At 41.4% G+C, this 26,496-nt stretch carries 31 protein-coding genes; 14 read left to right on the forward strand and 17 right to left on the reverse strand.

Annotated features, from left to right (window positions below):
• Positions 1-20: 20 nt before the first annotated feature.
• The 11 genes from fliJ to C0T34_RS02795 all read left to right on the forward strand — a co-directional run bounded on the left by fliJ (position 21) and on the right by C0T34_RS02795 (position 7,132).
• Complete coding sequence (gene fliJ / locus C0T34_RS02745; RefSeq protein WP_006533149.1) at positions 21-467, forward strand: flagellar export protein FliJ; 447 nt, start codon at positions 21-23, stop codon at positions 465-467.
• A complete protein-coding gene (locus C0T34_RS02750; RefSeq protein ID WP_109849669.1) occupies positions 467-1,870 on the forward strand; it encodes a flagellar hook-length control protein FliK in 1,404 nt (467 codons plus the stop codon). The genes fliJ and C0T34_RS02750 overlap by 1 nt, the downstream gene beginning before the upstream one ends.
• 177 nt (positions 1,871-2,047) lie before the next feature.
• Positions 2,048-2,530: a flagellar basal body-associated protein FliL gene (gene fliL / locus C0T34_RS02755; protein ID WP_006533151.1), complete on the forward strand. Its 483-nt coding sequence runs from the start codon at positions 2,048-2,050 to the stop codon at positions 2,528-2,530.
• Between the two features lie 5 nt (positions 2,531-2,535).
• A complete protein-coding gene (gene fliM / locus C0T34_RS02760) occupies positions 2,536-3,567 on the forward strand; it encodes a flagellar motor switch protein FliM (protein ID WP_023581831.1) in 1,032 nt (343 codons plus the stop codon).
• Positions 3,560-3,970, forward strand: coding sequence for a flagellar motor switch protein FliN (fliN, locus tag C0T34_RS02765; protein ID WP_023581830.1), 411 nt, complete (start codon positions 3,560-3,562; stop codon positions 3,968-3,970). Before fliM ends, fliN begins: the two co-directional genes overlap by 8 nt.
• 3 nt (positions 3,971-3,973) lie before the next feature.
• On the forward strand, positions 3,974-4,420 hold the full coding sequence (gene fliO, locus C0T34_RS02770) for a flagellar biosynthetic protein FliO (protein ID WP_098942428.1): 447 nt from the start codon (positions 3,974-3,976) through the stop codon (positions 4,418-4,420).
• Positions 4,420-5,190, forward strand: a complete 771-nt coding sequence (fliP, locus tag C0T34_RS02775; protein ID WP_023581828.1) for a flagellar type III secretion system pore protein FliP — start codon at positions 4,420-4,422, stop codon at positions 5,188-5,190. The genes fliO and fliP overlap by 1 nt, the downstream gene beginning before the upstream one ends.
• Before the next feature lie 15 nt (positions 5,191-5,205).
• Complete coding sequence (gene fliQ / locus C0T34_RS02780) at positions 5,206-5,475, forward strand: flagellar biosynthesis protein FliQ (protein ID WP_098942427.1); 270 nt, start codon at positions 5,206-5,208, stop codon at positions 5,473-5,475.
• Between the two features lie 5 nt (positions 5,476-5,480).
• Positions 5,481-6,263 carry a flagellar biosynthetic protein FliR gene (fliR, locus tag C0T34_RS02785; protein WP_098942426.1) on the forward strand — a complete coding sequence of 261 codons (783 nt, stop codon included), beginning with the start codon at positions 5,481-5,483 and terminating at the stop codon, positions 6,261-6,263.
• 123 nt (positions 6,264-6,386) lie between these two features.
• Positions 6,387-6,653, forward strand: a complete 267-nt coding sequence (locus C0T34_RS02790; RefSeq protein WP_075673024.1) for a DUF1778 domain-containing protein — start codon at positions 6,387-6,389, stop codon at positions 6,651-6,653.
• Complete coding sequence (locus C0T34_RS02795) at positions 6,641-7,132, forward strand: GNAT family N-acetyltransferase (RefSeq protein ID WP_075673025.1); 492 nt, start codon at positions 6,641-6,643, stop codon at positions 7,130-7,132. Before C0T34_RS02790 ends, C0T34_RS02795 begins: the two co-directional genes overlap by 13 nt.
• Before the next feature lie 85 nt (positions 7,133-7,217).
• Here C0T34_RS02795 and flgL read toward each other — a convergent pair whose 3' ends face one another.
• The 11 genes from flgL to flgB form a co-directional block, all read right to left on the reverse strand.
• Positions 7,218-8,162 (reverse strand): flagellar hook-associated protein FlgL, encoded by a 945-nt coding sequence (flgL, locus tag C0T34_RS02800; protein WP_087802138.1) that lies wholly within the window; start codon positions 8,160-8,162, stop codon positions 7,218-7,220.
• A 24-nt stretch (positions 8,163-8,186) separates the two neighbouring features.
• Positions 8,187-9,830, reverse strand: coding sequence for a flagellar hook-associated protein FlgK (gene flgK, locus C0T34_RS02805; protein WP_098942424.1), 1,644 nt, complete (start codon positions 9,828-9,830; stop codon positions 8,187-8,189).
• A 118-nt stretch (positions 9,831-9,948) separates the two neighbouring features.
• Positions 9,949-10,935 (reverse strand): flagellar assembly peptidoglycan hydrolase FlgJ, encoded by a 987-nt coding sequence (flgJ, locus tag C0T34_RS02810; RefSeq protein WP_098942423.1) that lies wholly within the window; start codon positions 10,933-10,935, stop codon positions 9,949-9,951.
• The gene (locus C0T34_RS02815; protein ID WP_098942422.1) at positions 10,935-12,041 is read right to left on the reverse strand and encodes a flagellar basal body P-ring protein FlgI; all 1,107 of its coding nucleotides are present in this window, start codon (positions 12,039-12,041) and stop codon (positions 10,935-10,937) included. Before C0T34_RS02815 ends, flgJ begins: the two co-directional genes overlap by 1 nt.
• A 14-nt stretch (positions 12,042-12,055) precedes the next feature.
• Positions 12,056-12,799: a flagellar basal body L-ring protein FlgH gene (locus C0T34_RS02820; protein WP_088495220.1), complete on the reverse strand. Its 744-nt coding sequence runs from the start codon at positions 12,797-12,799 to the stop codon at positions 12,056-12,058.
• A 63-nt stretch (positions 12,800-12,862) separates the two neighbouring features.
• Entirely contained in the window at positions 12,863-13,645 is a 783-nt protein-coding gene (gene flgG, locus C0T34_RS02825; protein ID WP_036935743.1) for a flagellar basal-body rod protein FlgG, read from the reverse strand.
• Between the two features lie 19 nt (positions 13,646-13,664).
• On the reverse strand, positions 13,665-14,420 hold the full coding sequence (locus C0T34_RS02830) for a flagellar basal body rod protein FlgF (protein ID WP_088495218.1): 756 nt from the start codon (positions 14,418-14,420) through the stop codon (positions 13,665-13,667).
• A 21-nt stretch (positions 14,421-14,441) separates the two neighbouring features.
• Positions 14,442-15,668 carry a flagellar hook protein FlgE gene (gene flgE / locus C0T34_RS02835; RefSeq protein WP_109849670.1) on the reverse strand — a complete coding sequence of 409 codons (1,227 nt, stop codon included), beginning with the start codon at positions 15,666-15,668 and terminating at the stop codon, positions 14,442-14,444.
• 27 nt (positions 15,669-15,695) lie between these two features.
• On the reverse strand, positions 15,696-16,526 hold the full coding sequence (locus C0T34_RS02840) for a flagellar hook assembly protein FlgD (protein ID WP_098942420.1): 831 nt from the start codon (positions 16,524-16,526) through the stop codon (positions 15,696-15,698).
• A gap of 12 nt (positions 16,527-16,538) precedes the next feature.
• A complete protein-coding gene (gene flgC / locus C0T34_RS02845; RefSeq protein ID WP_023581815.1) occupies positions 16,539-16,943 on the reverse strand; it encodes a flagellar basal body rod protein FlgC in 405 nt (134 codons plus the stop codon).
• A gap of 10 nt (positions 16,944-16,953) precedes the next feature.
• A complete protein-coding gene (gene flgB / locus C0T34_RS02850) occupies positions 16,954-17,364 on the reverse strand; it encodes a flagellar basal body rod protein FlgB (protein WP_098942419.1) in 411 nt (136 codons plus the stop codon).
• A gap of 209 nt (positions 17,365-17,573) precedes the next feature.
• Between flgB and flgA the strand changes: the two genes are divergently transcribed.
• The 3 genes from flgA (at position 17,574) to flgN (ending at position 19,438) form a co-directional block, all read left to right on the forward strand.
• On the forward strand, positions 17,574-18,230 hold the full coding sequence (flgA, locus tag C0T34_RS02855) for a flagellar basal body P-ring formation chaperone FlgA (RefSeq protein ID WP_098942418.1): 657 nt from the start codon (positions 17,574-17,576) through the stop codon (positions 18,228-18,230).
• 454 nt (positions 18,231-18,684) lie between these two features.
• The gene (flgM, locus tag C0T34_RS02860) at positions 18,685-18,984 is read left to right on the forward strand and encodes a flagellar biosynthesis anti-sigma factor FlgM (RefSeq protein WP_075673036.1); all 300 of its coding nucleotides are present in this window, start codon (positions 18,685-18,687) and stop codon (positions 18,982-18,984) included.
• Between the two features lie 13 nt (positions 18,985-18,997).
• Complete coding sequence (flgN, locus tag C0T34_RS02865; protein ID WP_098944065.1) at positions 18,998-19,438, forward strand: flagellar export chaperone FlgN; 441 nt, start codon at positions 18,998-19,000, stop codon at positions 19,436-19,438.
• 350 nt (positions 19,439-19,788) lie between these two features.
• Here flgN and flhA read toward each other — a convergent pair whose 3' ends face one another.
• The 6 genes from flhA to cheR form a co-directional block, all read right to left on the reverse strand.
• A complete protein-coding gene (flhA, locus tag C0T34_RS02870; RefSeq protein ID WP_098942417.1) occupies positions 19,789-21,879 on the reverse strand; it encodes a flagellar biosynthesis protein FlhA in 2,091 nt (696 codons plus the stop codon).
• Positions 21,872-23,020, reverse strand: coding sequence for a flagellar biosynthesis protein FlhB (flhB, locus tag C0T34_RS02875; RefSeq protein ID WP_036912700.1), 1,149 nt, complete (start codon positions 23,018-23,020; stop codon positions 21,872-21,874). Before flhB ends, flhA begins: the two co-directional genes overlap by 8 nt.
• Before the next feature lie 422 nt (positions 23,021-23,442).
• Entirely contained in the window at positions 23,443-24,099 is a 657-nt protein-coding gene (gene cheZ / locus C0T34_RS02880; protein ID WP_075673040.1) for a protein phosphatase CheZ, read from the reverse strand.
• A gap of 9 nt (positions 24,100-24,108) precedes the next feature.
• Positions 24,109-24,498: a chemotaxis response regulator CheY gene (cheY, locus tag C0T34_RS02885; RefSeq protein WP_023581807.1), complete on the reverse strand. Its 390-nt coding sequence runs from the start codon at positions 24,496-24,498 to the stop codon at positions 24,109-24,111.
• A 59-nt stretch (positions 24,499-24,557) separates the two neighbouring features.
• Complete coding sequence (locus C0T34_RS02890; protein ID WP_098942416.1) at positions 24,558-25,610, reverse strand: chemotaxis response regulator protein-glutamate methylesterase; 1,053 nt, start codon at positions 25,608-25,610, stop codon at positions 24,558-24,560.
• Positions 25,603-26,493 carry a protein-glutamate O-methyltransferase CheR gene (cheR, locus tag C0T34_RS02895; RefSeq protein WP_088495210.1) on the reverse strand — a complete coding sequence of 297 codons (891 nt, stop codon included), beginning with the start codon at positions 26,491-26,493 and terminating at the stop codon, positions 25,603-25,605. Before cheR ends, C0T34_RS02890 begins: the two co-directional genes overlap by 8 nt.
• Positions 26,494-26,496 lie beyond the last annotated feature (3 nt).

Here is a 26,496-nt window from a genome sequence, read left to right on the forward strand (position 1 = left end):
AGAAAGTAAAGAGGGTTCCAATGCGGGAGCAGTCACCTTTAGTGACACTGAGAGAACTGGCACAGACAGCGGCTGAACAAGCCGCTATTCAACTGGCTCAGGTCCGGCAGAGTCATCAACAAATGGAACAGCAACTCAATATGTTGATTGGGTATCAGGATGAATACCGTGTACGTCTAAATGAAACGTTAAATTTAGGGGGGATGTCGTCAGCATCGTGGCAAAACTACCAACAATTTCTCAAAACGCTCGAATTGACTATCGAACAACATAAACAACAACTTCAACATTGGCAGGCGCAACTTGATCTTGCAACTGAACAATGGAGAGAAAAACAGCAACGACTCAATGCATTTGAGACTTTGGAGCAACGCGCTGAAGATAGCCGTAAGCGACATCTTGATCGTATTGAACAGAAACAAATGGACGAGTACGCACAGCGTAGTACTTTACGGAGAACAACTTGATGGAGATAACGCTTCTGACCATGGATGTCGCTGCAGCCTCTCCGGGAACGACATCCGCTTCAAATAGTCAACCCGGTGATAATGCCCCGACATTTGCTCAGCTTTTGGGCTCTCAACCTCAAAATGCACAGAGTGATAAAAAGACAGCTAATATCACAAACCCTTCAACGAAAGAAAACAAAGCACATTCACACTCTGATGAAGACAAAACAAAAGAAGACGGTAGTCATCTTGCGTCTGTCACCACAGAACCCAATGTGATAGAAGAGTCATCTCTTGAGAAATCTCAATTGACTCTTACTTTGCCGGATAATGAACAATTTGCGGCTATTGTTGAAAATAAAACCCCTTCTTTATTAATGTCAGCAGAAGAGCTAGCCGCTGAACTTCCTGTTCAGTTAGCAGGACTACCTGGATTAAAGCGTCTTACCCTTCCCTCAGAACAACTGACTCAAACATTACAACAGCCTCAATCAGTTAAACAGGATGAAGGTTTAGCCTCATTAGCACGTACTATTTCAAAAGATAACGATATGTCGGAATTCAACCTTACCGACAAGCTTAATCTATCAAAATCAGATGAAAAGTCCTTGTTAACCCAGCTACGCCCAGAGACAGCGACATTAGCAACAGAAAGTACACGTGTCGGTGCTAATCAAACAGAAAAACCTTCTGCCAAAAAAGTAGATAGCATCGCAACACTTTTAACGCCAACAGCAGAAAAAGTGAATGCATTACTAAACGGCGATAAGCAAGTTACAAATGCAAAATTAGCGGACAATGTTGCTCAGCAAATGGTGGCAGGTAATCGTGTTGTAGAAACCGATCTTCACAACACCCTTTCTACCTCTTCTTCTTTGGCTTCACAAAGTATTACAGGTCATGCTCACTCATCAGCACAGCCACAAATGCAATTTTCACCGATGGCAACACAGGTATTAAATGCACAAGTAGGAACACAAGAGTGGCAACAGCAACTTAATCAACAAATTGTGATGGTTAGCCGTAATGGCTTACAAAAGGCAGAGCTACGTTTACACCCTGAAGAGTTAGGTTCATTGCATATCCGCATGAAAATAGAAGATGGGCAAGCGCAGTTACACCTTGCTTCACAAAACGGACAAGTTCGTTCTGTATTAGAAAATGCCATGCATCAATTGCGTCAAGCCCTCTCTGAAAATGGGATACAGCTCACGCAAAGTCAGGTGTCTAGCGACACTAATGACAGTTGGCAACAACAAAATATGTCAGATTCCTCTCAATTTAGTGGAGATGGTGCCGATAATCATCAAGGAAGCGAGGGTAATTCTCTGCAATTAGCCTCTGAAACGGCACTACAAAAGATAACCCTTACGCCTCAAGAATTAGCATCTGCTCGTGGTGGTGTTGATATTTTCGCCTAATACAAATGTATTGGGAGAACACACTATGTCAATAAACGTAAGAGTTAATGGTTTTTTCCCTATCTGTTTCTGCAATTAAAAAACAGAAATAGCGGGATAATTAAGGTTGATTTAGATGGATATGGAAGTCCACAACAGTGAACACGTATCCACTACAAAACAGGAATTTAACTGTCCATGTCTAATTACAGCAATGAACGTAAAAGCTATAGCTTAATTCTGATCATCGTTTTATTGGTGATCGCCATTATTGCAGCGGCATTCGGTGGATATAGTTGGTGGGCATTGAAGCATGCTAAATCAGGTTCAGCGGGCACAAGTCAGCAAAAAGTTATACCAGCACCCGTTTTTATGTCATTAGAACCCTTTACGGTAAATCTAATTGATGACGAAGAACACTTAGACAGAGTGCTCTACATAGGGATCACATTAAGATTGCATAATGAAGACACTCGTAAGCGTCTACATGATTATTTACCAGAGGTTCGTAGCCGCTTGTTATTACTGCTTTCTCGTCAACAGGCTAATAAGCTCGCGACAGACAATGGAAAACTCCAGCTAATGACGGATGTAAAAGAAACGCTGAGACCGACTCTCGTACCGGGAGAATCTGAACAGATCCTCTCCGATGTACTGTTTACCACGTTTATTCTGCGATAATCATTATGAGCGATAATATCCTTTCACAGGCAGAGATTGATGCTCTGCTGAATGATGACACATCAGGTGACGACGCCAAAAAAAGCGCGAACAGGGAACCTGCGATAGCGAAGGATCCGAATGAACCGGATATTCAGCCTTATGACCCCAACACGCAACGTCGTGTGGTTCGAGAACGTTTACAGTCGTTAGAAATTATTAACGAACGCTTTGCACGTCAATTCCGTATGGGGCTGTTTAACATGCTCCGTCGGAGTCCTGACATTACTGTTGGTGGCGTTAAAATTCACCCTTATCACGACTTTGCTCGTAACTTACCTGTACCAACGAACCTTAACCTGGTGCATTTAAAACCGTTACGAGGAACAGCATTATTTACCTTTGAACCCAATCTGGTTTATATCGCGGTAGATAACCTGTTTGGTGGTGATGGCCGTTTTCCAATCCCTGTGGAAGGACGTGAATTTACCAACACAGAGCAGCGGATCATCAACAAAATGTTGAAACTGGCACTTGATGCCTACCGTGATGCTTGGGATTCCATATTCAAAATTCAGGTGGAATATGTTCGTTCTGAAATGCAGGTGAAATTTACCAATATCACCTCATCACCGAATGACATTGTCGTTACGACACCTTTTCAGGTAGAAATTGGCTCAATGGTTGGGGAATTTAGTATTTGTATCCCATTTGCCATGATTGAGCCATTACGTGAACGACTGATCAATCCACCAATTGAAAATGTTCGTCAAGAAGATGGGGTTTGGTTAGATAGTTTAGTCAACCAAGTTCAGCATTCAGAGCTTGAACTGGTCGCAAACTTTACTGACATCCCACTGCGTTTATCAAAAGTGTTAACACTTAAAGAAGGGGATGTTATCCCGATTGATAAACCAGAAAGATTAATTGCACATGTTGATGGTGTGCCCGTATTAACAAGCCAATACGGTACAGTAAATGGGCAATATGCCCTTCGTGTTGAACACCTAATTAACCCTGTTTTAAACGCTCTGGATGAGGAACAAACCAATGAGTGATGCAAATCGCCCAACTGATAATTCACAATCGGCTGAGGATATGTGGGCTGATGCGATGGAACAGCAAACTGGGAAAAGCCAGGATAATAGTTCCGATCTATTTGAACATCTTTTACCTGAAGACGATGCACTGAATCATCTCTCTGACATCAATTTGATTATGGATATTCCAGTCAAATTAACAGTAGAGTTAGGCCGCACCAAAATGACCATTAAAAAATTACTGAGCCTGTCACAAGGTTCTGTCGTTTCACTGGATGGTTTAGCTGGTGAGCCTCTTGATATTCTTATTAATGGTTATTTAATCGCTCAAGGTGAAGTTGTGGTTGTTTCTGATAAATACGGTATTCGCATTACCGATATCATTACACCATCAGAACGTATGCGTCGTCTGAGCCGTTAATCTATGGAACAGCTTCCTTCCTTTTCCAGCCAAGGTGCGGTAAATACTACCGCACCCGCTACAATACAAACTGTTCAAACACCTACACAACCGTTGCCTGTAGGTCAAAGCCTTGCTCAAGTTAGCACGGCACTTGCGGGCATCATTGTTCTTATTATTGTTGCTATGTGGTTATTTCGCCGTTTTGGCTTTACCCGTGGTTCATTTAAAGGAACAACAGCACAATTGAGCGTCAAAGCAAGTTGTTCGTTAGGTGCGAAAGAACGAGTGGTGGTAGTTGAAATTGAACAGGAATGGCTTGTATTAGGGGTAACCGCATCACAGGTAAATCTGTTGCATAAATTACCCGTCCCTGATAAAGCCTCGCAGGAAGCCACCTCATCACCAACATCGCCATTGTTTACTCAAATATTACAAAAAACGCTAAAGCGAGATAAAGGCAACTCATAATGCATCAGTGTGTCACTTTTTTTAACGCATTAAAGCGTTGGCGTCTCTTCGCTAGTGTGCTGGTTTTAATCTTGTTACCTAGCAGTGCGTTTGCCCAATTTCCGGGTGTTATTACACAGCCTTTACCGGGTGGTGGCCAAAGTTGGTCATTGCCAGTTCAAACATTAATCTTCATTACAGCTTTAGGTTTTATTCCTGCTGTTTTGCTGATGATGACCAGTTTTACCCGCATTATTATTGTCCTTGGATTATTACGTAATGCTTTAGGTACACCTTCTGCACCACCAAACCAAGTCGTTCTTGGCTTGGCATTATTTATGACCTTTTTCATTATGGCACCCGTTTTTGATAAAATTTATCAAGATGCCTATATGCCATTTACTGAAGATCAGATTACCTTTGAGCAAGCCTTAGAGAATGGCTCTAAACCTTTGCGCCAGTTTATGATGCAACAAACTCGTGAAACTGACTTAGCTCTGTTTGCTCGCCTTGCCGACGCACCTGCATTTGAAACTCGCGAAAGTGTACCGATGCGTATTTTGGTTCCCGCTTATATTACGAGTGAGCTAAAAACCGCCTTTCAAATCGGTTTTATGATTTTTATTCCTTTTCTTATTATCGACTTAGTTGTTGCCAGTGTGTTGATGGCGCTAGGTATGATGATGGTGCCACCTGCCACAGTTTCATTGCCATTTAAACTTATGCTTTTTGTTTTAGTCGATGGTTGGCAATTAATATTAGGCTCGCTTGCACAAAGCTTTTTCAATTAGCGCAGAGGTAACCCCATGACACCAGAATCCGTCTTAGCACTAGGTACTGAAGCGATGAAAATCGCTTTATCACTAGCAGGCCCTCTTTTATTGTCCGCTCTGGTGACGGGTCTTGTGATCAGTATGCTCCAAGCTGCAACACAGATAAACGAAATGACATTATCGTTTATCCCAAAAATTCTTGCTGTATTAGCGGCGATTTTAGTTGCTGGTCCTTGGATGTTAAGTCTACTTGTCGATTATATGCATAACTTATTTACTAGCATTCCTGGGATGATTGGTTAATAGCAATGATAACCCTGACCAGTGAAATGCTTAACGGCTACATTAGTGATTTTTTCTGGCCATTTGTGCGTATACTCGCCCTTTTTAGCACTGCACCGTTATTTAGTGAAAAACAAACACCTAAAAAATTTCGCATTGCACTCGCCTTTTTGATTACTGCATTAGTTGCACCGGGCTTACCACAAAGTAATGTGCCTTTATTCTCGCTTATTGCTTTTTGGGTGCTGTTGCAACAAATTTTGATTGGCACAATTCTAGGGTTATCGATGCAGTTGGCGTTCGCGTCTGTTCGTCATGCCGGCGAAGTGATTGGTTTACAGATGGGGCTTTCATTCGCCACCTTCGTCGATCCATCAGGTGGCCCTAATATGCCTATTCTGGCACGTATTTTTAATATGCTAACAATGCTGTTATTTATGGTCTTTGATGGTCATTTATGGCTATTGTCTATATTAGTTGATACGTTCTATGTTGTTCCTATTGGAAATCAGACTTTTAACTCTTTAGGTATTCTTACCTTAGTTCAAAGTGGTGGCACAATCTTTATTAACGGTATGATGCTAGCCATGCCATTAATCACCCTACTTTTAGTACTTAACCTTTCATTAGGTATTCTAAACCGTATGACACCACAGCTTTCTGTCTTTGTGGTTGGTTTCCCTCTTACGCTGACTATCGGTATGTTAGCATTATCTATGATTATGCCTGCATTACCTGTATTTACAGAGCGCGTCTTTAGCGATACGTTTAATCGCATCACTTTAATATTACAACAGCTGGTTTCTTGAGATTTAAATCGACTGATTTTTAATCGCAGTCCTCGAATTAAAATTTATCGGTTTTTTTGTAGCTAATATTGTTTGTTTATTCTACAATCAATGTATATCAATTGCTATACAAGGAGGCGTGATATGAAAGCTGATGTACAACTCAATATTCGCGCTAAAGAATCACAACGCGCACTTATTGATACTGCTGCTGAAATTCTCCATAAATCTCGTACTGACTTTATTCTTGAGACAGCATGCCAAGCTGCTGAAGACGTCATTTTAGACCGTAGAACCTTTAATTTAAATGATGCTCAATATGCGGAATTTATAGAAATTATTGATGCGCCGGTTGATATTGACCCTGCTCTTGAAAAGTTATTAATGAGAAAACCATTATGGGAAAAGTAACAGCACCTGAGCCGTTATCAAACTCACATGAAGTGGCTGATTTTTATAGTAGTGAAAATGTATTAGATAACTGGATAAAACAAAGAGGTTTAAAAAACCAATTTTTAGGTGCATCCCGTACATTTGTGGTCTGTGAAAAAAATAAAAAACGTGTTGTTGGGTACTATTCTTTAGCAACAGGTAGTGTTAACCATACTGAAGCAATGAGTCATATTCGTCGCAATATGCCAGACCCAATACCCGTGATCATTTTAGCTAGACTTGCTGTTGATAAAACTTTTCATGGAAAAGGTCTTGGTGCCGATTTGTTAAGAGATGCAGTTTTGCGTTGTCATCATGTAGCTGAAAACATTGGTGTTAGAGCGATTATGGTTCATGCTTTAACTGAAAACGCAAAACATTTCTACCTTCATCATGGTTTCAAAGCTTCTTCGACTCAAGACAAAATCTTATTCTTAGCACTAAAAAAGAAAATATAGTTTATTGCTTTTAATAAATAAAAAAATCCCCTGATAAATAAATACCAGGGGTGATATCAAAATATCTTAAAACGATACTAAATAATTAGCGATACATTTTGAACATCGACATATCTTTCATGTCGTTAAAGACCTTATAAGAAGCCTGTAATACAGACTCTTCTTGGTAATAATCTGAAATCGCTTGTGTCCAATCTAAGTCACGCAGTTCACTTAAACGCTTTGCATTTCTTAAAGAAGTATCCGCACCTAAATCATCTAAGTTATCAAGCTCTTGAAGTTGTAAACCTAATTTAGCTTCTACACTTGAAATATTATTTAACGTTGCACGGTTAACGCGGTTTGCAGCATCAATTTTTTCTAATGCTGCATCGCGATCAGCTTGTGGTTTACCTGTTAAAGGTTCACGTAATGCAGTAATAGCACCATCTAATGCTTCAAAAATATCTGGTGCTGTTCCTTTACTTCCTGAAGATTGTAATGTTTCAATCCCAGTGAAGTTAGTGACCATTTCAATATTGCTATCTACTTTTTGGGTAATTTGTTTATCACCACCTTGGTAGGTGATTTTGCCTGTTGCATCAGCCACAAAAGGCGGTTTATCTGATTGGAAACCGGCAAAAATATAGCGACCCACACCATCTTTTGTATTACCAATCCCCACTAGCTGATCTTTTAAACCTTGTAATTGATCAGCAAGAGATGAGCGGTCTTCATCGCTTAATGTTGCATCATTACCCGCAGCAACCAGCGTTTCTTGAATTTTAGTTGTAATATTAACCATTTGACTGGCTAAACTCATTTGCAAAGACATACTGTTTTTTGCAAACCCACGCGCTGTTGCATATTGCTGGTTACGTGATTCAGATTGCTTAACCATAACGGCTTGAGAAGCCGCCATTGGATCATCTGATGGTTTTTCAACACGACGACCACTGGAGATTTTATTTCCTTCAGTCATCCATTTGCTTTGCGAACTGGTGATATTATCCATTCGCTGGGAAAATATTTGATTTGAACTTAAGCGCACAATTTATTCCTTAATTCATGAGGCTTATAAAACCTGCATAATCGCATCAAACATGGTATTTGCTGTTTGAATAACTTTAGCATTTGCCATGTAATATTCTTGGATACGATACATTTCACCGTATTCTTCATCCAAGTTCACACCAGAAACAGATTGTTGCTGAGACTGAATACTTTTGGTGATTGAGGTCTGTGCATCAAAATCAACTTGTGCTGTATTGACTTTATTACCCACCATACTGATCAATGAGCCATACCCACCAGCAATTGTTGTTTTACCATCAATAATTTTTTCATCAGGTAACTCAAACAGTTTTTTCATGTTTTCGTTATCACTTGGGCCAGTATCTTTAGAGCCTGCTGCCGCAATCTTACTTGGATCGGTAATTGCAACACCCATACCAGCAATCACATTACCTACAGATTGAACAACAATGGAATCACCTTCTTGTGCTGTACCATTGACCTTGATGCTCATGCCTTCGAATTTCAATTCACCGGTTGTAGCATCAGGAGTTGCTTCAAATTTACGGTTGCCCGGTTCTACCGTGACGTTCCATTTGCCACTTTCATACTTAACTGTATATTCGGCTGCTTTAACTTGTTTCGTATCTGCATATTCAACAGTAAAATTAGCATCACCTTTATTTTTACCGTTAGGCATGACATGAGCACCACCAAGGTCGAAGAATTTCTCACCTTTGTCGCCATTTAAATCAAAACCTTGCTCGTGTTGTTTATTAAATTGATCACCCAACACTAATGCTAATTGATTTAATTGGTTACGGCTTGGATCTAATACTTCTTCACGGCTACGATATGCACCACCAAGTTCACCGCCTTTAATCCGTTTTGCATCCACTTCACGAACTTCATCAATACCATTGCTATAACCAATAACAAGGCGTTCACTGTTTTTGTTTGATGGAATAGCGGACACTTCATAAGCGCGTGTACCAGAAACTAACGGTAAACCATTAGCAAATGTCACGTTAACAAAACCACCGTCTTGTTGTGTAACTTGAACATCCACTAATGTATTCAATTCTTGAACTAAACGATCACGTTGGTCTAATAAGTCATTCGGATCAGCGCCATTAAAGCCTTTAGAACGACTAATTTCGTTATTTAATTTGGCAATCTGCTTTGTATATTCATTGATATTTTTAGAGGTATTCGTCACCTGACTATTGATATCTTTTTCCAGATCACGCAATGATTGGTCTGCTTTTGCAAACATATTAACCATGGCTTCTGCTTTACCAATAACTGTCGTACGTGCAGGATTATCTTCTGCATTATTGGTTACGTTTGGTAAGCTAGTAAAGAATTCGTCAATTGCACTCGAAACATCATTCCCTTTATCTGCTAACAAATCATTAATTTGTGAGATGTTTTTAGTATAGCTATTTAGGGCGCTTTGCTTAGTCACGGCACGATTCAATTGACCAGCCAGGAATTCATTGTACTCACGATGAATACGACTGACGTTTACGCCATTACCGATATAGCCATTACCGGTCATCGTACCCCCGTTTTCATTAAATACTGTCATTTGACGGTTATACCAACTAACTTTCTGATTAGCGATGTTATTACTGATAGTGCTCATCGCAGCTTGTGCCGCATTAAGTCCGCTCATCGCTGTATTAATTAAACTATTGGACATTTGTCTATCCTTTTACGTTTAGTCATCTCCCGTATGTACGGAGCATAACTGGGCAATTGATATGAATGCTCTGGTCTTTATTATCGGTTCTTCCCCTCTAAACTTGAGGGGAAAATGATTAAAATAGGTCGCTTAAATCGTGAGTATAAGTTTTAGCAACTTGCTCACCACTTCCTTTTAATTGACCAATAATTGAAACCAGTTTTTTCGCATAACCCGGATCGGTGGCATAACCCGCTTCTTGAATACGGTAAGCCGCTTGTTCAGGGGTTTGAGCTTGAGGTACTTTGGCGTAACGAGGGCTTTCAGTGATAAGTCTGAGGTAATCTTGAATAGCTTCAACATAGGAGCCATAAACACGGAAATTATCACGCATTTTAATCGAGTTACCATCAATCACTTCCGTTGTCATGATATTCGTGACAGGCCCTTTCCAGCTACTTCCTGCTTTGATACCAAACAGGTTATAACTTGGTTTGCCGTCACCGGTTAGAATTTCACGCTTACCCCAACCGGATTCAAGCGCAGCTTGAGCAACAACTAAAAGATGGTGTACACCTGTACCTTCTGTGGCTTGTTTCGCAGGCCCTAACAGTTTTGATGCAAAAGAAGCACTACTTTCAGATAAGCCCTTAAGCTTACCAATCGTGCTTTCAACGACATTTTGATAAGGCTGCATAGCACGATAAATTTGCCCCAAGGCTTGTGTTGGCATGGATTGAAAAATATCACTACCATCTAATGGCATCGGTGTTTTACCCGCCATTTCGCTAGGCTCCATCGTGACTTTGGCAGAAAGTTGTTTTTCTATCATGTCAGCAAAGCCCAAGCCTTTTTGTGATAAGTCTTGAGCGATTTGTTGATCATAAAGAGAGGTGTACATCTTGGTACTTTCTGAGTTGAACATGCTTTCTTGAGGAATAGCATCACGCATGCTTTTTAACATCATTTGAACGAAAACACCTTCAAGTTGCTGCGCCACTTGGCGCAGCCCTTGCTGATCAGCATTTTGTCCAACCTGATATTTAAGTTTATTCAATGCATTACTATCATATGCTGGCGCTGACATCGCTGGCATTGAAGAAAGCAGAGATAAATCTTTCATCAGATAATCTCCAATCTCGCACGTAAGCAACCCGCGCTTTCCATTGCTTGCAAAATTGACATTAAATCTGTTGGTGTTGCACCAAGTGCATTTAATGTGCGGATCACTTCGTTTAAGCTTGCGCTTGCATTCACTTTCTGTAATGAGCCACCTTGTTCACTCATATTCACACTGGTATTACGCGTTACAACAGTGCTACCGCCCGCGAACGGAGTATTAGGTTGGCTTACATTCACTTGGCTATCAACCGTAACGGAAAGATTACCTTGAGCAATCGCACAGCTTCCTAATGTCACATCACGATTCATCACAACAGAACCCGTTCTTGCATTGATGATCACTTTTGCATCTGCAACAACACGTTTAATTTCAAGATTCTGTACTTCAGCCAAGAAACGTACTTGTTCACTTTTACCAATAGGAACACGTAATTGAACTGTACGTGCATCTAAAGGAATAGCAGTACCCACACCCCGTAATTTATTAACAGTGTCAGAGATGTGTTGTGCCAACGTGAAGTTTTCTTCATTCAGTTGTAAGTTCAGCAGACCTGTTTGACCAAATTGCGAAGGCAGTTCACGTTCAATGATAGCGCCGCTGCTAATGCGTCCACCCGCTAACTGGTTAACTTTAACGCTACTACCACCTGCAGATGCACCTGCTCCTCCGACAATAATATTACCTTGTGCTAAAGCATAAACCTGATTATCAACACCTTTTAGCGGTGTCATCAGCAACGTACCACCACGTAAGCTTTTTGCATTACCTAAGGATGAAACAACAACATCGATGGATTGCCCTGTACGACCAAAAGGCGGTAATTTTGCAGTTACCATTACCGCAGCAACGTTTTTCAATTGCATATTGGTGCCGGGTGGTACTGTGATCCCCAATTGTGAGAGCATGTTATTCAGACTTTGCGTGGTAAACGGGGTTTGCATTGTTTGGTCACCCGTTCCATCTAATCCCACAACCAAACCATAACCAATCAGCGCATTTTCTCTTACCCCTTCAACAGAGGTGAGATCTCTGATCCGTTCGGCATGAGCGGAAAAACCGACACATGTCATCACGATAAAGAAAAGGCTCATCGCTATTTTTTTCATCTGGACCCTACTCATTAAAAAGGTGATACATTTAAGAAGAAGCGTTGTAGCCATCCCATAGACTGTGCCTCATTGATATAACCGTCTCCGATATATTCAATACGCGCATCAGCAACTTGGGTTGAATTTACGGTATTAGTACCACTGATAGTTCTTGGGTTCACAACACCTGAGAAACGGATAAATTCAGTACCTTGATTGATAGCAATTTGCTTTTCGCCAATAACATGCAGGTTTCCATTGGCAAGAAGCTGATCGACGGTAACTGTAATGGTGCCTTTAAAGGTATTGTTTGCATTTGCGCCACCTTTACCGCCAAAGTCACTATTTCCTTCCATACTCATATCTGTACGTTTATTACCAAACACCCCTTCCAAGAATCCTGGCGTAATCGCAGCAAGGAATCCCGCTTTACCATTACGGCTGGCATTTGCAGATGAGTTTTTGCTTGCACTGACATTCTCTTGCAATGTAATAGTCAGCGTATCGCCTATATTTCGAGGACGTCTATCTTCAAATAAAGGTTGATAGCCAAAATAAACAGGCTGAGTTGCCTGAAAAATAGAGCCATTGGGTGCCGGTGCAGTCGGTGCCGTTGGAACCGCCGTTGTGTTGCCTTCCACTAACGGTTTTTTGGGTATATATGCGCATCCCGACAGTGTCAGTACCAACAGGGCGGTACCTAAACGTTGATGACGACGCCATCTGACACTAAGCTTTCTTGCCCCAGAATTGTCAGTAATGACCTTTGTATCCATCTTCGATACTCTTTTAGTAATACGCCTGACAGGAAACCCTGTCAGGCTAATGAACAAACGAAATTAGAGTTGCGTTAGTTTCTGTAGCATCTGATCAGATGTTGAAATCGCTTTACTGTTAATTTCATAAGCACGTTGAGTCTGGATCATATTGACCAGCTCTTCAGCTACGTTAACGTTAGAGGTTTCAACATATCCCTGATACAACAAGCCTGCGCCGTTGATACCTGGGGCATTTTCAGTAGGTGCACCAGAACTTGCGGTTTCTAAGTACAAGTTTTCACCGACACTTTCTAATCCGCTGTCATTAATAAAGGTAGTTAGTGTCAATTGGCCCACTTGTTGTGGCGCAGGGGAGCCTTCAATCTCAACACTGACTGTACCATCACGACCAATCATGACCTTTTTCGCAGTTTCAGGAAGAATAATTGCGGGCACAACTTGGAAACCACTGGTGGTGACTAATTGCCCATTTTGATCCATTTGAAAAGAGCCATCACGGGTATAAGCGTCTGTACCATCAGGTAACTGGACATGGAAAAAACCCTGTCCTTTAATAGCAACATCACGAGTACCATTAGTTTGAGCCAAATTACCTTGACTATGTAAACGCTCAGTCGCAACCGGACGAACACCCGTACCAATTTGTAAGCCTGAAGGTGCATTTGTCTGTTCAGACGTCATCGCACCAGGCTGGCGAATGGTTTGATACAGTAAATCTTCGAAAACCGCACGTTGGCGTTTAAAACCATTGGTGCTGACGTTTGCGAGGTTGTTGGAAATCACATCCATGTTTGTCTGTTGTGCATCCAACCCAGTTTTAGCAATCCATAAAGAACGGATCATGGTTTTCCCCTTACACTATTTAACTCAGTGATAGCAATTGGTTAGCTCGTTGCGCATTATCGTCAGCGCTATGAATAACCTTCATTTGCATTTCGAAACGTCTTGCGTTTGCTATCATATCGACCATAGCTTCTGCTGGATTAACATTACTGCCTTCTAACACACCAGCTAACACCTTGACGCTATCATCCGCAGGTAATTGCTCACCCGCACGCACTGTTCCTTGCTGAGATAAATGGAATAAACCATCATCGCCACGAACTAAATCGTTTTGCTCTGGTTTTACCATTTTCAGACGACCAATTTGACCCAGCATTTTTGGTGGATCAGTAGGCACATGCGCAGTCACAATACCGTTATTGGCAATACTGACATTTGCTTGAGCAGGTACTTCAATTGCACCGTTATCGCCCATTAACAAACGACCTTGTACCATCAACATACCGTCAGCGTTACGTTGGATATTCCCGTTTCGGGTATAGGCTTCAGTACCATCTTCAAGTTGAACCGCTAAATAGCCGTTATCACTTAAAGCAACGTCCATTGATCGGCCGGTATAGTTCATCGTTCCTTGACTCTGATCGCTACCTGGCGTTGATGCTACCGTTAATGTACGAGTCGGTAAGGTATCGCCATTGACAGGTACGGCTCGCATTGCACTAAGCTGCGCTTTGAATCCCGGCGTTGATGCGTTTGCTAAGTTGTTCGCCACGACAGCTTGATTTTCCATCGAATGTCTGGCGCCGCCCATCGCGGTATAAATCACATGATCCATAACAGATTATTTCCGACGTTATTAGCGCAAGCTAACCAGAGTCTGCAGGATCTGATCCTGAGTCTTGATGGTTTGTGCGTTTGATTGATAGTTACGTTGAGCAACGATCATGTTAACTAACTCTTGGCTCATATCCACGTTAGACGCTTCTAATGCGTTATTGGTTAATTTGCCGAAAACACCAGAGCCTGCAACACCGACGATTGGTGAACCTGAACCGTTAGTTTCAGACCACATGTTGTCGCCTTGTGAGCTTAAGCCACCTGCGTTTGCAAAGTTAGCTAATGCGATTTGACCAACAACTTGGCTTTGTTGGTTTGAGTAAGTCGCCATGATTGAACCATCTTGCTCAATACGGAAGTTGGTGAATTCCCCCGCTTGGTAACCGTTTTGAGCTAATTTAGATACGCTGGATTCAGAGACTTTTTGCTGAGTGCTACCAGTGAAATCCAATTCGATAGTACCCGCAGCAGAGCCATTCAAAGAGGCAATATTCATATCGGTCTTTGTATAACTATCTAGCACCCCTGCATTGGTATATTTTAAAGTGCCTAAATCTTGATGAGGTGTTGGCGCACCACCTGCTGTTTTAGTTGACGTATCTTGCCCATAAACTTTCCATTCATTGTCATTAGTTTTTACAAAGAATAAGTTCAGGTTATGTTCATTACCTAGGCTATCGTAAGTGGTAACGTTAGTACTGAAGTTATAAGTATCACCATCTTTAGAATCAAATGGCGTTTTAGCAGGTTTCTCTTCACCTGAATTCAGGTTAACCGCCATATTGATTTTGTCTGTTGCACTGGCATTCATCATATCGGTAGGAATAACGATAGGTGTTGGTGTCGCCCCTTTTTGAACAACATTTTTACCATCAACAACTTGTACTGGGTAACCTGTTACACGCATACCTTGCATATTGGTCAGGAAACCGTCTTTATTTTTACCAAATTCACCGTTACGTGAATAGAAAACACCGCCGTTTTGGTCTTCAATGCGGAAAAAACCACCGCCAGAAATCGCCACGTCTGTTGGACGGTTAGTGGTTGTGATACTACCATCTTTAAAGTTTTGGCTAATACCCGCAACTTTAACACCCAGACCTGCACCTGAACCGGCGAAAACGTCAGCAAAAGAAACGTTTGCACCTTTAAAACCGTAGGTTGCGGAGTTAGAAATATTGTTACCGATAGTATCTAAGTTAGCGGCTGCTGCGTTTAAACCACTTACTGCTTGTGAAAAGGACATGCGCCCTCCAAGTTGAATATGTGTTAGTTAAAGAACCTGACGAATTTCATCCAATGAAACGGTATTACCTAAGCCAACATCAAGGCGGGCACCACCATCGACCATGGACACACTATTCACCAGCGCATAATTCAGTGTCTTAACAGGGACCTGAGCATCATTAAGCGTGGCGTTAACGGTAAATTTATAACTTCCCGGTGGAACAGGATTGTCATCTTCATCAGTACAATCCCAAGAGAAGTTATAAACATCCGGTAGCATCTTTTTGTCCATATTGATTGTACGAACGGTCACACCACTCGCATTAGTGATGTTTATCGTAAGAGAATCGGTTGGACTGAGTAATTCAAAACCAAAAGGTGTTGAAAAAAGGTGTTCACTGTCAGGCGTATTTTGGTCCGTACCATCTGCTTTATACGTTCCCATTTGCTGACGTGTTTTTTCATTTTGAGTGTCAGGTGTTGGAATGGTCTCATCCCCATCACCGGGTTTTTCAGTCTCACCTTTACCGTCGGTTGGCTGAAAGACAACAATTTTATTCCCAGAGACCATAACACCTCGTCCCACCAGTGAAGAGGCTTTTAACGCCTGGCTTTGGTCAATCTGCCCAACAATGTTATTCACTGTTTTATTCAGTGTTTCAATGCCTTCAACGGTTGAAATCTGAGCTAATTGGGAAGTTAACTCATTATTTTGCATTGGGTTTGTTGGATCTTGATTTTTCATCTGGGTGATGAGAAGTGTCAGGAAATTCCCTTTAATATCATCACTACCACTTTTTTTCGTATGGTATGAAGAAGGAGCATCCCCGATAATGGTATTATCATAAGGTTCAATCATTGAGGAGGAAATACCCACAATTTATTCTCCCTATTGACCTATCATCAGTGTTTTTTGCATCAGTGATTTTGCCGTGTTCATGACTTCAACGTTAGCTTGGTAGCTTCTTGATGCAGAGATGGTGTTAATCATTTCACCCACAACATCAACATTTGGCATACGTACATACCCTTTTTCATCGGCAAAGGGATGCCCCGGCTGATATTCCATACGAAATGGCGCAGGATCATCCACCACTTCAGTGACACGAACACCACCAATTTCTTGACCAGCAGGTGCGTTTACCTGAAAAACAACCTGTTTTGCACGATAAGGGTCGCCATCTGGACCCGCAACACTGTCAGCGTTTGCCATATTGCTGGCACTCACATTTAAACGCTGTGATTGCGCTGAAAGTGCTGAACTTGAAATATCGAAAATACTAAATAAAGACATGCTCTTTACCCTACTGTTGCAATACAGCCATCATGCTTTTAACTTGCGAGTTAATAAATGTCACATCAGCCTGATACTTAAGGCTATTGTCAGCAAAATTACTACGTTCCATGTCCATATCCACGGTATTACCATCCATCGCAGTTTGATGAGGCACGCGATAGAGTAAGTCCGCTTCTAAGCGATAACCGGGTTTGATCGGGATATGGCGTTCAGATGTCATAGCCAATTGCATGCCATGAGTACCTGAGCGTCCATTTTCAATGGTTTTTTTCAATTCAGAAGCAAAGTCAATATCACGAGCCTGAAACCCTGGGGTATCTGCGTTAGCGATATTCGCAGCGAGAATTTCTTGGCGTTTATTGCGTATTGATAGCGCTTCTTGTTGAAAATGAAACGTATTTTCTAATTTATCGAGCATCTTCTATCCTTGGTGGCTAAGCCACTTACCTCAGCTGATAAAACAATTTCAGTTGACAGAATAAACGCTCAAAAAAAAGATGATTGGAGGAATAGGCGTAAATTGGATTGCTATTTATGCGTTTAAGGCGTGCAAAGTCGATGTACACTGTTATTGCTAAATAATGGCAAACGCACAATTAGCATCAACTCTGTAAGGTGATACAAATTATGTTAGTTAGAACTCTTATCGGTCTATTTTCTTTTTTCTTTATGGTGAATGTAAGTGTCGCGAAATCACTCCCTGAAGAACTACAAGATTTCTTTGTCGCACTTCATCAACAAGGCGATAAAGTGACTGTGACAGTTTTAACACCAGAAGATAAATGGCCTGTCTGCCAAACACAAGAGATCCAACGTCATGCTGGTGCCCGTAATTGGGGACGTCTTTCAATCCCAATTCAGTGTGATAAACAACGTCGTTTTATTCAAATTGATGTTAGCGTTAATGGTAAATATTTAATCGCGAAAAAAGACATTAATCGTGATGACATTATTGAAACTTCTGCCGTTAGCATGGCAACGGGTGAATTAGAAAAATTACCTTATGATGTATTACGTGATCCGGCATTAATTAAAAATGCGATCGCAATGCGACAAATATCCGCAGGAAAACCTTTAACTTCCACAATGGTTCGTCGCCCTTGGGCTATTTTGGCAGGACAAACAGTCACTGTATTTGCGCAAGGCCCTCACTTTCAGATCCGTTATGAAGGTAAAGCCGTAAACAATGCTGTCGCCAATGAAACTATTCGAGTAAGAGTTAAATCAGGCCAAATCGTCACCGGTGAAGCACTGGAAAACGGCTCTGTACGTATCCCGCTTTAAGCTGATAAGCAGAATAAGCCTATATTGAATTGCTTGTTACCCGTTTCAGTTATGGCAAGCCGAGGTAAACTCTCTTGCGCTACATTTTTCACTCTAAATAATTAAAGCTGTAGTTAGACAATAATTTAAAACATCGCATATAGATACTCTAAATAATTCAAGTTGTAGCTAGGCGACAAATGAACGAATCGCTAGGAGCATACATAAGTATGTGACTAGTGCGAGTGAGTGTAGCCAACAACACTACAGCTTGAAGTATGACGAGTAGTGTGACTAGTGTGAGTGAATGCGGTCAACACCGCTACGGCTTGAAGTATGACGAGTATGAAGACTAAGATTAAAGTTTTTGATTCTATAGCCGATATAAAGAAACAAGATGATAGGCGAAAACACATAGGTTGTTTTACAATGGCTTCATCTGACTATTAATTGATGCCTAACAAAGGATTTCCCTATGAGTATTGAACGCGCGAATCCACTGCTTCCGATTAACGCAATTGCACAACGTAACCCAGGTGAAGTCACTCAAGGCTCACGTAAATCGGGAACGACTGAACAAAAAACTGCAACAGGCGATACTTCTGTAAAGCTAAGTGAAGCTCAGAAAAAACTTGTTCAACCTGGAAATAAAGACATTGACGTTGAGAAAGTTGCTCGCTTAAAAGAAGCAATTGCCAACGGAACATTAACCATGGACAGCGGTAAAATTGCGGACGCTCTTTTCCGTGAAGCTGCTGAAAGCATAACTCAATAATATTTTAATGATTATGATGGAAGAACTCCGCCAGACTTTAGATCTTCAATTATCGCAGCTTAATACCATTGCGGGTATTTTACGTGCTGAACAACAGTTATTATGCGCAGGTAATATTGATATCAATGCCCTGCACGAAGTAACTGAACAGAAGAATTTTGTCTTGTCGGCTTTAGGTCATACAGACCAACAGCGTCATACGCTAAGCCTACAAGCCGGTGTAGAAAAACCTTATACAGGGTTGCCGTTCTTATCTGATTTATGGACACAGATAATAGACATTACGGCGGAGTTAAAATATCTGAATCAACATAACGGATTACTGCTCGATCAACATATCGCTCGTAATAGTGATGCTATCCGTTTTTTGCAGAAGAACCACAGCCCAACCCTTTATGGTTCTGATGGGCAAGCACAGCGATCAACACTAGCTGGGCGTAAAATTCAAGTTTAGGTTTTCTCGATAATTATCAGAATTCACACGATACGCCATCAATATTGATGGCGTTTTGCATTGCGGATAAAACACCTCTGACTTTAAAGCCGCCAATCGATCACACAGTGCTGTTATTTATCTCATCTTCTTGTGGCACATCTCTTATTTAAACCTTGATTACCGCACATTAAAATAGATATCACTAAGCTATCTATTTCTTGATGCACTGACTTCTCTCTTTGTTGTGAGTAAAAAGCTAATGCAACTCCGACTCTCTACCCCATCACATCTTTCTGTTTTATAAATATAAAAAAGGCCACCTAATAAAGTGGCCTTGGATTTAATAACAGTTTATCAGTGATGAATGATTAATGAGGTTGTCCACCAATCATCGACGTCATACGAATGCGACGACCTTCACTAACTTCCATATTCGACAATACGGCTAATTGTGGCAGGCTACGACGCAAGAAACGTGACAGTAATGAACGTAATGTATGATTCACTAACAATACTGGAGCACCTCCAGACATCTCTTGGTGACGTACTGCATCTGCTGCTTGTTGTTCAATATTCTCAGCCAGCCCCGGCTCTAAACCACCGCCACTTTGCATTGCTTGAACAAGAATACGCTCTAAACTTGCATCTAAACCAATGACTTGAATTTCATCTTGATCGCCAAACCAGTGTTGTGTGATCGCACGGCGAAGTGCAACACGAACAACGGCTGTTAATTCAGCTGGATCTTTCTGCTCTGGCGCGTGCTCTGCTAAAGCTTCTAATATAGTTCTCATATCACGAATAGGCACTTGTTCAGACAACAAGTTTTGCAATACTTTGTGCAACACAGTAAGCGAAAGCATATCTGGGATCATATTTTCTGTCATTTTAGGGAGCTCTTTACTCACCCGATCAAACAACATTTGTGCTTCTTGACGACCAAATAATTCTGATGCGTATTTCGCTAATACATGGTTAAAGTGCGTTGCAATAACAGTACTTGCAGCCACAACGGTATAGCCTTGAACCTGCGCTTGCTCTCTTAAGCTGTCATCAATCCAAACTGCGGGTAAACCAAATGCAGGCTCTTGAGTAATATCGCCCTCTAAAGAGCCAACCGCATTACCCGGATTGATTGCTAACCAACGACCTGGATGCGCTTCACCGTGACCAATTTCAACCCCTTTCATGAGAATGCGATAAGAAGAAGGTCTTAATTCCATATTGTCTCGAATATGAACAACTGGAGGAAGATATCCCGTTTCCTGAGCAAACTTTTTACGAATACCACTAATTCGGCCTAATAACTCACCATTTTGGCGGTTATCTACCATTGGAATTAAGCGATACCCGACTTCCATAGCTAATGGATCTTCAAGTTGTACATCTTCCCATGAAGCTTCAACAACACGGTTTTGTTTTTCAACTTCTTCCATCTCTTTTTGTTGTTGCACTTCAGGATTGGCGTTGCGGCGTAAGATATACCAACCTAATCCACCTAATGCTGCGGTGAAGAAAAGAAAAACAAAGTTAGGCATTCCCGGCACTAAACCTAACAGACCAAGTACACCTGCGGTTAACAGTAGAACACGAGGATTGTCAAACAGTTGGGTAACCATCTGTTGCCCAACGTCTTCGTCTGTTGCAACACGAGTAACGATAACACCCGCTGCTGTTGAGATAATCAATGCAGGAATTTGCGCAACCAGACCATCACCAATGGTTAAAAGGGTATAAGTTGTTGCTGCATCGTTTAATGCCATTCCGTGTTGAGCGACACCAACGATAAGACCACCCACCACGTTAATCACCAGGATCATTAAGCCAGCAATGGCATCACCACGAACGAACTTACTCGCACCATCCATTGAACCGTAAAAGTCGGATTCCAATGAAACTTCTTTACGGCGTTTTTTAGCTTCGTCTTCGTTGATAATACCTGCATTCAGGTCAGCATCGATTGCCATCTGTTTACCCGGCATTCCATCTAACACGAAACGCGCACCTACTTCAGCAATACGTCCCGCACCCTTGGTGATAACCATAAAGTTAATCAAAATAAGGATGATAAAGACCACAATACCGATAGCAAAGTTACCGCCAACAAGGAAATGGCCAAAGGCCTCAACAACGCGCCCTGCCGCTTCTGGCCCTGTGTGTCCTTCCATTAAGATGATACGTGTTGAAGCAACGTTTAATGATAAACGTAACAACGTGGTAAACAGCAAAATAGTAGGGAAAGCCGCAAAGTCCAAAGTACGTCGAGTGAACATTGCAACCAACAGCACCATGATGGAGAGTGCGATATTAAAGGTAAATAATAAATCCAATAGAAAAGGTGGCAATGGCAATACCATCATTGACAGTATCAACAAGATAAGCACTGGCCCTGCCAGTATCTGCCACTGAGAACTTTTCCAATTTCCCGGCAAGCGGAGTAATGAGGCCAAATTAGCCATGACGATTATCTTCTCCAGCAAAGTCCAGTGCGGGAGGCACTGGCAAGTTCATAGGTTGTTTAGGTTTTAAACCACCTTCGGTTTTCCATCGTTTCAGTTGATAAACCCATGCAAGTACCTCTGCAACCGCAGCATAGAGGGTTGAAGGTATTGCATGGCCTATTTCACTGTGACGATATAACGCCCTAGCAAGCGGTGGCGCTTCTAGAAGCGGAATTCGATTTTCTGCACCAATCTCTTTAATTTTTAACGCAATAGCCCCTGCACCTTTTGCTAAAACTTTAGGAGCAGTCATTTTGTCGTTATATTGCAGTGCAACAGCATAATGTGTTGGGTTCGTAACAATAACGTCAGCTTTCGGTACATCCGCCATCATTCGGCGGCGAGACATTGCATGTTGTTGCTGACGGATACGCGCTTTAAGTTGCGGATCACCCTCTTGCTGTTTAAATTCATCTTTAATTTCTTGGCGCGTCATGCGTAGCTTTTTCAAATGGCTACGAATTTGGAAAATAATGTCGAATGCCACCATCGGGATCAGCATAAAAACCGTGATATAGACGGCAAAAATCAGTAGTTGCATCGCATTCGCTAGTGCACTCAGTGGTGGAAGCGTGATCAGATGAAGAATATCGTTCCAGTTGTGCCATAAAAAAACGGTTGCTGCGATCCCCACAAAAGTTGATTTCAGTATCGCTTTAAATAACTCGGCTAACGCATTCATTGAAAAAATGCGCTTTAACCCAGAAATAGGGTTCCATTTTTTCGGATCAAACTTAATGGATTTACTACTAAAGTTAATCCCGCCTAATAAAGCAGAGCCACCAATTGCCACAAGCACTAAACCCAAAAACACCGGTGATAGCGCAAACACGGCTTGTTTAATCAAGCTACCAAATCGAGGGATCAGCAAATTCTCATTACCAATAAGGTGATGATTAAACGTAAACCCTTCTGTTAACATGGCATGTAGCCCACGAGTGATAAACCCACCACTCATCCACAGCAAACTCACACCACCCAAGATCATTAATACGGACGATAGCTCTTTAGAACGGACAATTTGTCCATCCTTTTTGGCTTTTTCCCGTTTATGGGGTGTGGGGTCCTCTGTTTTTTCGAGATCGCTATCTTCAGCCACAGTCTGTCCGATTTAGATATTGAGATTAAAAGCATGAATGAAATGACTCTAAGCATGACAAATTCAGAGGAAATTGATGGGCTGAACAATCGCAAATTTACAGGGCTTTTTGGGCTATGACAGTATGCATTTAAAAAACAACCGAATGATAAAAATGAAGATATAGACAATATTGACGCTGATTATAAGGAAATCAGCAAAATTCACAGCAAAATTGAGCAATTTTACTTTTGATGTTTATTTCAACAACTTCAAAAGCCGCTTAAAAAAAGCGGCTTACATTTTCTTCAATAGCGTGTGCTATTAAAGCATTATTACGTGATTTTTTATCCATAAAATACACAATCCTAAAAGAGCTGAGCATAGAGCGAATGCGTCCTGCATATCTCAACGTCCTTATCGCCCTAAAACTCATTAGAAGGTTAGAAACCTAAACTTTCTAGTAAATCATCAACTTGATCTTGATTTTTGATCACGCCAGCGTTGTTTTTATTAACCTGTGGACCATTTAATAAAGAGTCGGTCTCTTTCTTCACATTAGACTTTTCAAGTTGCTCTGGTGGCAGGTTTTCCATTAATACCATCACGAGTTGTTTTTCAATTTCTTGAACGACACTCATCATGCGTTTAATTACCTGGCCGGTCAGATCTTGGAAATCCTGTGCCATCATAATTTCCAATAACTGACTGTTAGTAAAAGCCGTACTCTCAGGGATATCCCGCAAATAATTGCGGGTATCGGTTACAAGAGAGCGTACATCTTTCAGCTCTTCTGGCTGTTCAAACCATTGGTCCCAACGTTCAGTAAGCTTAGTCGCATCGGAACTTAACGCATCCTGTTTAGGCTGCGCAGCTTCAACACAGTTCAATGTACGCTCAGCTGCCTGAGCGGTCATTTGAGCAACATAGTCCAGTCGTTCCCTAGCGTCAGGGATGGCTTCTGCTGCTTCGGCTATTGCTTTATCCAATCCTAATTCTCGCAAACTGTCGCGTAACATCCGCGTCAATTGTCCGATCCGGCTGATAATATCAGATGTCATTTCAATATTATCTTTCGGCATAATTGGATTCCCACTCATTGCGACTCCTTAGATGCCCAGTTTTTCAAAAATTTTATTTAGTTTTTCTTCAAGAATTGCTGCTGTAAAAGGTTTAACAACATATCCACTTGCACCAGCTTGCGCTGCTGCAATGATATTTTCTTTTTTAGCTTCAGCGGTCACCATTAACACTGGTGTTGCTGCAAGTCCCGCGTCACTACGAATATTTTTAAGAAGCTCTAGACCATCCATGTTTGGCATGTTCCAGTCTGTGATCACAAAATCAATTGCCGAATTGCGTAATTTAGCTAACGCGTCAGCACCATCTTCTGCTTCTTCTACATTCGTAAATCCTAATTCCTTTAGCAAATTACGAACTATGCGGCGCATTGTTGAAAAATCATCAACCACTAAAAATTTCAGATCCTTACTTGCCATTGAAAACTCCTTCAAAATATATCGGCAAATTACTGTGTTGCTTTTTAAACTGAACTTAATCAGATACGCAATGATTGTGTGCTGCTGATTTTCATCAGCACCGCTTTACTCATTGCGCTTATGCTTTTCACTTCGTCTACTGCGCCTAATTCAACCGCAGCGCGAGGCATACCAAAGACGACACAACTCGCTTCATCTTGTGCAAAGGTATAACTACCAGCACGACGCATTTCTAATAAACCTGCAGCACCGTCACTGCCCATTCCGGTTAAAATCACACCGATAGCATTACGTCCCGCATATTTTGCGACTGACCTAAATAGCACATCGACAGAAGGACGATGACGGTTTACTGCTGGCTCTTTATTAATGTGGATCTGGTAGTTAGCACCATTACGACGAAGCTCCATGTGATAATCACCTGGCGCAATATAAGCATGCCCAGGTAATACACGTTCGCCGTCTTCTGCTTCTTTTACACTAATTTGGCATAAACGATTTAATCGTTCTGCAAATGAGTGTGTAAACCCTGCGGGCATATGTTGCGTAATTAATATCGCAGGGCTGGTAATAGGTAATGGTTCTAGAAAATTACGAATAGCCTCTGTGCCACCAGTCGATGCACCTACAGCAATCAACTTTTCACTCGAAATCATCGGTGTAAATGACAATGATTTAGAAGGCGTTGCTTGTACTTCTCGGCGATTAATCCGTGCCAGTGCTGCGGCTCGAATTTTCTCAGCAATCAGTTCACTATAAGCCATCATACCTTCACGCAAACCAAGCTGTGGTTTAGTCACAAAATCAACCGCACCCAGTTCTAACGCTTTTAACGTCACTTCTGAACCTTTTGCTGTCAATGATGAGACCATAACGACAGGCATTGGTCTTAATCGCATCAGTTTTTCCAAGAAATCAATACCATCCATACGTGGCATTTCAACGTCTAACGTTAATACCTGTGGGTTGTACTTTTTTATTAAGTCACGAGCCACTATAGGATCTGGTGCACAATCAACAACTTCCATATCGCTATGACTGTTGATGATTTCTCGCATGATTTGACGCATTAACGCCGAATCATCAACACAGAGTACCGTTATTTTATTCATAACCTCTCCTTGCTGGTGTCAGCCCGTAAACGGTATGCCCATGCAAGTAGAAATCCTTGCTAAGCTGGCTTACATTCTCAGAATGTCCAACAAACAGCATTCCGTCTGGCTTAAGTAATGAGGTAAAGCGGTTAAGTAAGGTTTGTTGTGTCGCTTTGTCAAAATAAATCATGACATTACGACAAAAAATCGCATCAAAACTGCCTTCTAGATCCCATTGCTTGTCGAGTAAATTCAAATACTGAAAAGAGACCATCTCGCTAATTTGCTGTCTAATTTTCACGTATCCTTCAAAATCGCCGACACCTTTGAGAAAATATTTTTTCAAATATTCATCATTTAAAGTTTTAAGCTCTTCCTGTCGGTAAACACCTTTTCGTGCTTTATCCAACACATTAGTATCGATATCGCTGGCAATAATTTTGGTTTTATAAGGGTTATTCCCAAAAACATCGCGTAAAGTCATCGCAATTGAATAAGGTTCTTCTCCAGTAGATGCTGCTGCACACCATACTCGGTAGACGCCTCCTGCTCTTTTTCTGGCATGTTTTGCCAAAATAGGAAAATGATGCGCTTCCCTGAAAAATGCAGTGAGATTGGTTGTTAAAGCATTTACAAACTCTTGCCATTCAGGGTTGCGTATATCACTTTTAAGAAACGCAAGATAGTCACCAAAGTTATTCATCCGTAATTCACGTAACCTCCTAGTGAGACGGTTATAAACCATCTCCCTTTTGTTGTTAGTCAGCACAATACCTGCCTTTTGATAAATCAATTGGCATATAGATTGGAACTGATCATCGGACAACATGAACCGTTGGGTAAAAATATCCAACGGTTGAGCAGCGATATCTGATAAGACTTCAGTAACATTACGTTTCATTGT

It is taken from the genome of Proteus sp. CA142267, assembly GCF_003336825.1.
GTDB classification, from domain to species: Bacteria; Pseudomonadota; Gammaproteobacteria; order Enterobacterales; family Enterobacteriaceae; genus Proteus; species Proteus terrae.

Coding starts and splice junctions, on each gene's coding strand:
- fliJ (WP_006533149.1), top strand. CDS start 21: ATGCGGGAGCAGTCACCTTTAGTGACACTGAGAGAACTGGCACAGACA.
- C0T34_RS02750 (WP_109849669.1), top strand. CDS start 467: ATGGAGATAACGCTTCTGACCATGGATGTCGCTGCAGCCTCTCCGGGA.
- fliL (WP_006533151.1), top strand. CDS start 2,048: ATGTCTAATTACAGCAATGAACGTAAAAGCTATAGCTTAATTCTGATC.
- fliM (WP_023581831.1), top strand. CDS start 2,536: ATGAGCGATAATATCCTTTCACAGGCAGAGATTGATGCTCTGCTGAAT.
- fliN (WP_023581830.1), top strand. CDS start 3,560: ATGAGTGATGCAAATCGCCCAACTGATAATTCACAATCGGCTGAGGAT.
- fliO (WP_098942428.1), top strand. CDS start 3,974: ATGGAACAGCTTCCTTCCTTTTCCAGCCAAGGTGCGGTAAATACTACC.
- fliP (WP_023581828.1), top strand. CDS start 4,420: ATGCATCAGTGTGTCACTTTTTTTAACGCATTAAAGCGTTGGCGTCTC.
- fliQ (WP_098942427.1), top strand. CDS start 5,206: ATGACACCAGAATCCGTCTTAGCACTAGGTACTGAAGCGATGAAAATC.
- fliR (WP_098942426.1), top strand. CDS start 5,481: ATGATAACCCTGACCAGTGAAATGCTTAACGGCTACATTAGTGATTTT.
- C0T34_RS02790 (WP_075673024.1), top strand. CDS start 6,387: ATGAAAGCTGATGTACAACTCAATATTCGCGCTAAAGAATCACAACGC.
- C0T34_RS02795 (WP_075673025.1), top strand. CDS start 6,641: ATGGGAAAAGTAACAGCACCTGAGCCGTTATCAAACTCACATGAAGTG.
- flgK (WP_098942424.1), bottom strand. CDS start 9,830: ATGTCCAATAGTTTAATTAATACAGCGATGAGCGGACTTAATGCGGCA.
- flgJ (WP_098942423.1), bottom strand. CDS start 10,935: ATGAAAGATTTATCTCTGCTTTCTTCAATGCCAGCGATGTCAGCGCCA.
- C0T34_RS02815 (WP_098942422.1), bottom strand. CDS start 12,041: ATGAAAAAAATAGCGATGAGCCTTTTCTTTATCGTGATGACATGTGTC.
- C0T34_RS02820 (WP_088495220.1), bottom strand. CDS start 12,799: ATGGATACAAAGGTCATTACTGACAATTCTGGGGCAAGAAAGCTTAGT.
- flgG (WP_036935743.1), bottom strand. CDS start 13,645: ATGATCCGTTCTTTATGGATTGCTAAAACTGGGTTGGATGCACAACAG.
- C0T34_RS02830 (WP_088495218.1), bottom strand. CDS start 14,420: ATGGATCATGTGATTTATACCGCGATGGGCGGCGCCAGACATTCGATG.
- flgE (WP_109849670.1), bottom strand. CDS start 15,668: ATGTCCTTTTCACAAGCAGTAAGTGGTTTAAACGCAGCAGCCGCTAAC.
- flgC (WP_023581815.1), bottom strand. CDS start 16,943: ATGTCTTTATTTAGTATTTTCGATATTTCAAGTTCAGCACTTTCAGCG.
- flgB (WP_098942419.1), bottom strand. CDS start 17,364: ATGCTCGATAAATTAGAAAATACGTTTCATTTTCAACAAGAAGCGCTA.
- flgA (WP_098942418.1), top strand. CDS start 17,574: ATGTTAGTTAGAACTCTTATCGGTCTATTTTCTTTTTTCTTTATGGTG.
- flgM (WP_075673036.1), top strand. CDS start 18,685: ATGAGTATTGAACGCGCGAATCCACTGCTTCCGATTAACGCAATTGCA.
- flgN (WP_098944065.1), top strand. CDS start 18,998: ATGATGGAAGAACTCCGCCAGACTTTAGATCTTCAATTATCGCAGCTT.
- flhA (WP_098942417.1), bottom strand. CDS start 21,879: ATGGCTAATTTGGCCTCATTACTCCGCTTGCCGGGAAATTGGAAAAGT.
- cheZ (WP_075673040.1), bottom strand. CDS start 24,099: ATGAGTGGGAATCCAATTATGCCGAAAGATAATATTGAAATGACATCT.
- cheY (WP_023581807.1), bottom strand. CDS start 24,498: ATGGCAAGTAAGGATCTGAAATTTTTAGTGGTTGATGATTTTTCAACA.
- C0T34_RS02890 (WP_098942416.1), bottom strand. CDS start 25,610: ATGAATAAAATAACGGTACTCTGTGTTGATGATTCGGCGTTAATGCGT.
- cheR (WP_088495210.1), bottom strand. CDS start 26,493: ATGAAACGTAATGTTACTGAAGTCTTATCAGATATCGCTGCTCAACCG.